Genomic DNA, 6,160 nt, shown 5'->3' with positions numbered 1-6,160 from the left:
GCGGGCGCCGCAGGCGATCCTTGACGGCGAGACCCGGTCGGCTACGCGCGCGGGCGCCACACCAACCCCGAGGAACTCGCCAACCGGGGAGCGCGGGTGCCACCCAACCCCGAAGAACTCGCCAACCGAGGAGCGCGGGCGCCCCACCAACCCCGAGGAACTCGCCAACCGGGGAGCGCGGGTGCCACCCCCACCCCGAAGGACACCAAGAAACACCAAGGCCCCGGAACCATCAGGTCCGGGGCCTCGGTGTTGCTCACCGTGAGGTGATCAGGACTTGCTGCCCTCCACCGTGGCGGAGAGAGCGTTCTTGTTGGTCGCGTCGAAGGTGTAGATACCGACGAACGCCGAGGACGGGTCGTTCTCGTCGTCGATCGGACCGATACCCGACGGGCCGGTGTAGGTGATCTCGCCGCCCTCGTCGAGCAGGGCGATGCAGTCGGCGTACGACGAGCACTCGTCGCCACCGGAGGCACCGGAGACGTCAGCGAAGTTCTTCTGCACCGTGGCGCTGTCCGTGGCGCCACCCTTGTACGCCGCGAGGGCGGCCAGGATGGTGGCGTCGTAGGACTCCGCACCGTAGGCGAAGTCGGTCAGCGCGCCGCCGCCGGCGAACTCCGACCAGCCGCTCAGACGATCCTTGAAGTCGGCCGAGGCGTCAGCACCGGGGATGGTGCCCTGGGCGCCCTCGAGCGTCCCCTCGGGGAAGTCCTCGGTGTAGTCGGCCGTGTTGCCGTCGGAGTAGTACGTGGCCGACATGTCGAAGCCGGTCGAGGCGAGCTCGGGCACGATGGCCTTGGTCTCGTCGAAGGCCAGGACGACGATGGCGTCCGGGTTCGTGGCAACCGCGGCGCTGACCTCGGAGGAGAAGGTCGTGTTGCCGGCGGGGAACTCGTCGCCGTCGCCCTTGCAGCCGTAGGTGCAGGTGCCACCGCTGGCCTCGATGGTCTCCTGGACCACGTCACGCAGACCGGTGCCGTAGGTGTCGCTGAAGACCAGGAAGGCGACGTTCTGGAAGCCGTCCGAGGAGATCAGCGAGCCGAGGGCGTTGCCCTGGATGCCGTCCGGCGGGGCGGTGCGGAAGTAGTACGGCGAGTAGCCGCTCAGCGCCACCGCGGTGTTGGCCGGAGAGACCTGGGTGATCTTGGCGTCGGTCAGGGCGTCGACGAAGTTGAGCGACACGCTGGAGGAGGCCGCACCGACGACGAGCGAGACCTCGTCAGCGATGAGCTTCTGGGCCGAGGCGGTGCTGACCGACATGTCGGTCGAGTCGCCGGAGTCTTCGATCTGGTGGCACGCGTCGGCGCCGTTGACGCCGCCGGCCGCGTTGATGTCGGAGACCGCGAGGCCCACGCCGGCGACCTCGGGCGGCCCGAGGAACGCCAGGTTTCCGGTGAGCGGCAGGATGCCGCCGGCCTTGAACGTGTCAGCGCTCGTGGTGCCGTTGGCGCACTCGTCGTTGGTGAAGTCGTCACCAACGGGCGCAGCATCGGTGCTCGGGTCCGCGGACGCACTCGGGCTCGAGGTGTCGTCAGCGGCCTCCGGCTCGTCCTCCGAGCCGCAGGCGGTCAGGACCAGACCGAGCGCGGCGGTGCCGGCCATCAGTCTGACCCAGTTGGGAGTCGTGGTTCGATTCACGTGGTGGACCCTTCTTCTCTCAGATGTGGTGAAGGTACTGGTGAGTTTCACCGTGTGCCCGACCCCCGGAGGTAGGGCGCAGCGCCCTTACCGTAGACCCGCTGGGGTACCCGTCAAGGCCGGGTGAGTGCCGTCGTTGCCGAATCGTGACGTCGTAGCCCAATCGTGACGTTTGCTCGCCAGCCGGGACCGGGTACGCCACGACGGCCGTGCGTGCGGCGGGCGATCAGCGCGCCGCAGCAACGATCGCGACGAGCGCCGGGGCCACCAGGAGCGCCGGGAGGAGGTCGGCGACGGCGATCTCACGGATCTTCAGCAGCCGAAGTGCGACGCCGACGAGGAGCAGGCCCCCGGTGGCGGTGATGGCTGCCAGGTGGGCGTCGGGGAGCACGTCTCCCAGCAGCACGCCCGCAACGGTCAGGCCGCCTTGTACCACGACGACCGTGAGAGCACTGGCGGCCACGCCCCATCCGAACGAGGCCGCGAAGGCGATCGCGGCGAAGCCGTCGAGGGTGGCCTTCAAGTACAGCTGGTCGGCCCCGTTGCCCAGTCCGTCGTTGATCGAGCCCAGGATGGTCAGTGGTCCGGTGCAGAAGATCAGGGAGGCCACCACGAACCCCTCGATGAAGCGCTGTCGCTCGACCGAGTCGGCACCGTGGGACAGCCTGCGCTGCAGGAACGCCCCAAGCCCCTCGACACGGCTCTCCAGCCGGAGCAGGGAGCCGACGATGCCGCCGAGGAGCACGGAGCCGAGCACGATCAGGAGCGGTGCGCTCGTGCCGACCACGTCCGAGAGGTCCGGGTCCAGGACGGCCATCGCCGAGGTGGCGGCGATCAGCAGCGTCACCAGGCCCAGCCCGTCGGTCACCAGGTCCCGCGTCCGCTCGGGGAGGCGGTTGCCGAGGAGCCTGCCCAGCACGGCGCCGAGCAGGACGGCGACGACGTTGACGGCGGTGCCGGTACCGGGGATCACGTGGGCTGCTCCTGGCCGCACCGCGTCGTCGGCCACTCCGACGATCTTCGGACAGGTGGGCGGCCATGAGCGTAGTCTGCGCTCGAGTCTCGGATGCAGCCCCCTATCTCCGGCACAGGCAGGTGACGTGGTGAGTCGTTCGCAGGTCGTGCTCCGCTGTGCCATCGGCACTGACGCCATGTTCCTGGCAGAGCTGTGGGACACCAGCCTGCGCCGCTCCGACCCGACCGTCCGACTCGCCGACGTGCTCACGATCATCGCAACGGCGCAAGCGTCATCGGTGCAGCGGCTGGTGGTCGCCGAGTACGACGGGCAGCGCGCAGGTGCGGTGCTTCTCGAGGTCACGACCGTCTCGTCGCTCAACCTCGAGGCGGCGGTGCGGGTGCAGTCGCCCACCGTCGTGCCCGCGCTGCGACGCCACGGGGTGGGTCGCGCCCTGATGGAGGCCGCGCTCGCGTTCGCGGACGAGCAGGACGTCGCTTCCCTGGCGACTGCGGTCGGCTCCGGGGCTCGGGAGTCCAACCGCTTCATGGCCCGCCTGGCCCTCAGCCCCATGGCGACCTACCGGACAGCTCCGACCACGGCGGTGCGGGCTCGCCTGCGCGGGCAGCGATCCGCCGCGACCGCGGCGGGTTCCTCGGGTCGCCAGGTCACCCGGATCGTCGCCGCGCGCCGCTCCATGCGCCGCACCCGCGCCGCCCGTTGATCGCCGGACCGAGCACTGCAGACAGCCGGCCCCACGTTGTCGGAGCCTTGATCTAGGGTGGCGCGGGTGACTGCTGAGACCGCCACCGAAGTACGACCGCGCCTGCTGCTGCTGGACGGTCACTCCCTGGCCTACCGCGCCTTCTTCGCGCTGCCCGTCGAGAACTTCTCGACCACCACCGGGCAGCACACCAACGCGGTCTACGGGTTCACGTCCATGCTCATCAACGTCCTGCGCGACGAGCAGCCCACGCATGTCGCCGTCGCCTTCGACGTCTCACGCCAGACCTTCCGCATGGAGGAGTACTCCGAGTACAAGGCCAAGCGCAACAAGACGCCTGACGAGTTCGGCAGTCAGCTGCCGCTCATCGAGGAAGTCCTGGACGCCCTGCGGATCCCCTACCTCAAGAAGCCCGGCTTCGAGGCCGACGACATCATCGCCACCCTCGTCACCCAGGCGCTCGCCGACGACATGGACGTGCTGGTCCTCACGGGCGACCGCGACTCCCTCCAGCTCGTCACCGACCACTCCACGGTGCTGTATCCGATGCGCGGCGTCTCGGACCTCGCGCGGATGACGCCGGAGGCGGTGGAGGCCAAGTACGGCGTCGCCCCCGCGCGCTACCCCGAGCTCGCGGCGATCGTGGGTGAGACGTCGGACAACCTCCCGGGTGTGCCTGGCGTCGGTCCCGGCTACGCCGCCCGGTGGCTCAAGCAGTTCGACGGACTGGACAACGTGATCACGCACGCCGACCAGATCACCGGCAAGAAGGGGGAGTCGCTGCGCGCGCACCTCGGAGACGTGATGCGCAACCGACGCCTCAACGCGCTGGTCCGTGACCTCGAGCTCGACCTGGTGCCCGCGGAGATGGCGCTGCGCCCGTGGGACCGACACGAGGTCCACACCCTCTTCGACGGACTCGAGTTCCGGGTCCTGCGCGATCGGCTCTTCGAGACGCTCGAGAGCGAGGAGGAGGTCGACGGGAGCGGCTTCGACCTCGATGGCGCAGAGCTTGCCGCCGGTGCCGTGGGGGCCTGGCTCGCCGAGGTCGGCACGGACCGCGTCGGGGTCTTCGTCCGCGGCACCTGGGGTGCCGGGGCCGGCCAGGTCGACGGCATCGCCCTGGCGACCGGTGACGGGCGCGCGGCGTACGTCGACACCTCGGCGTTGGGGGCCGACGACGACGCGGCGCTGGGCACCTGGTTGGCGGACGCAGATCGACCCAAGGTGCTGCACGACGCCAAGGGGCCGGCGCTGGCACTGGCCGCGCACGGCTGGACCTTGGCCGGGCTGGCCTCCGACACCGCCCTGGCGGCCTACCTCGTGCGACCTGACCAGCGATCCTACGACCTGGCCGACCTGACCCTTCGCTACCTCAAGCGCGAGCTCAAGCAGGAGGAGGCCACCGACCAGGAGGCGCTCTTCGACGACGGGGAGCAGGTCTCGGCGACCGCCATGCTGCAGGCGCGAGCCGTCCTTGACCTCTCCGACGCTCTGGACTCGGCGATCGAGGAGCACGGTGGGACGCGCCTGCTCGCCGAGGTCGAGCTGCCCTTGGTCGGTCTCCTGACACGCCTGGAGCAGGTGGGGATCGCCGTGGATGTCGAGCAGCTCGAGCTGCTGTCGTCCGAGTTCGACACCGAGGTGCGTGACGCCGCCCAGCGCGCCTACGCCGAGATCGGCAAGGAGATCAACCTCGGGTCGCCCAAGCAGCTGCAGGTCGTCCTGTTCGACGAGCTGGGGATGCCGAAGACCAAGCGCACCAAGACCGGCTACACGACCGATGCCGACGCCCTGCAGGCGCTGTACGTCAAGACCGAGCACCCGTTCCTCGCATCGCTGCTGCGTCACCGCGACGTGATCCGGCTGCGGCAGACCATCGACGGACTCCTCAAGACCGTGGCCGACGACGGCCGCATCCACACCACGTTCAACCAGACGATCGCAGCGACCGGTCGGCTCTCCTCGACCGACCCGAACCTGCAGAACATCCCCGTCCGCACCGAGGAGGGGCGGCGGATCCGCGAGGGCTTCGTGGTCGGAGCGGGTCAGGACTGCCTGATGACCGCCGACTACAGCCAGATCGAGATGCGGATCATGGCCCACCTGTCCGAGGACGCCCTGCTGATCGAGGCGTTCAAGTCGGGCCAGGACTTCCACTCCATCACGGCCGCACGAGTCTTCGAGGTCGAGCCCGACGACGTCACGGTCGAGATGCGCGCCAAGATCAAGGCGATGAACTACGGCCTGGCCTACGGGCTCTCGGCCTTCGGTCTCAGCGGCCAGCTCGGGATCGAGCCGAGTGAGGCGCGGGTGATGATGGATGAGTACTTCGAGACCTTCGGCGGGATCCGCGACTACCTGGCCGGGGTCGTCGTCGAGGCCCGCAAGTCGGGCTACACCGAGACCATCCTGGGGCGCCGCCGCTACCTGCCCGACCTGTCGAGCGACAACCGACAGCGCCGCGACATCGCCGAGCGGATGGCCCTCAACGCCCCCATCCAGGGCTCGGCCGCCGACCTCATCAAGGTCGCGATGCTCAACACCCAGGCAGCCCTCGAGCAAACAGGACTCGCCTCGAAGATGCTGCTGCAGGTCCACGACGAGCTCGTCTTCGACGTGGCCCCGGGCGAGACCGAGGCGCTCGAGGCACTGGTGCGTGAGCAGATGGGTGGTGCCGCCGACCTACTCGTGCCGCTCGACGTGTCCGTCGGGACCGGGCGGACCTGGCACGAGGCGGCGCACTGACGGGGTCAGGCGAGCATCAGGGCGCGAGGCACGAGGTCGCGACGGGCGCGTCGAAACCCGGTGAGCCGAGCGACGGCACCCGCCACCCCCACTAG

General features: G+C 69.6%; 4 protein-coding genes. 2 read left to right on the top strand and 2 right to left on the bottom strand.

Translation table 11 applies throughout. From position 1 onward, the window contains the following. Positions 1 to 270 precede the first annotated feature (270 nt). Both Q1K33_RS20525 and Q1K33_RS20520 read right to left on the bottom strand, forming a co-directional pair. Positions 271 to 1,638 (bottom strand): ABC transporter substrate-binding protein, encoded by a 1,368-nt coding sequence (locus Q1K33_RS20525; protein WP_300406765.1) that lies wholly within the window; start codon positions 1,636 to 1,638, stop codon positions 271 to 273. 226 nt (positions 1,639 to 1,864) lie between these two features. Next, a complete protein-coding gene (locus Q1K33_RS20520; RefSeq protein ID WP_300406763.1) occupies positions 1,865 to 2,611 on the bottom strand; it encodes a DUF554 domain-containing protein in 747 nt (248 codons plus the stop codon). A gap of 130 nt (positions 2,612 to 2,741) precedes the next feature. On the opposite strand from Q1K33_RS20520, the gene Q1K33_RS20515 reads away from it, so the two are divergent. Both Q1K33_RS20515 and polA read left to right on the top strand, forming a co-directional pair. After that, positions 2,742 to 3,317, top strand: a complete 576-nt coding sequence (locus Q1K33_RS20515; protein WP_300406761.1) for a GNAT family N-acetyltransferase — start codon at positions 2,742 to 2,744, stop codon at positions 3,315 to 3,317. Between the two features lie 66 nt (positions 3,318 to 3,383). Next, positions 3,384 to 6,065 (top strand): DNA polymerase I, encoded by a 2,682-nt coding sequence (polA, locus tag Q1K33_RS20510; protein ID WP_300406760.1) that lies wholly within the window; start codon positions 3,384 to 3,386, stop codon positions 6,063 to 6,065. The last annotated feature ends 95 nt before the right edge of the window (positions 6,066 to 6,160 follow it).

Source organism: Nocardioides sp. (genome assembly GCF_029937575.1).
Lineage (GTDB): Bacteria > Actinomycetota > Actinomycetes > Propionibacteriales > Nocardioidaceae > Nocardioides.
This window is presented reverse-complemented; position numbering and strand designations above follow the sequence as displayed.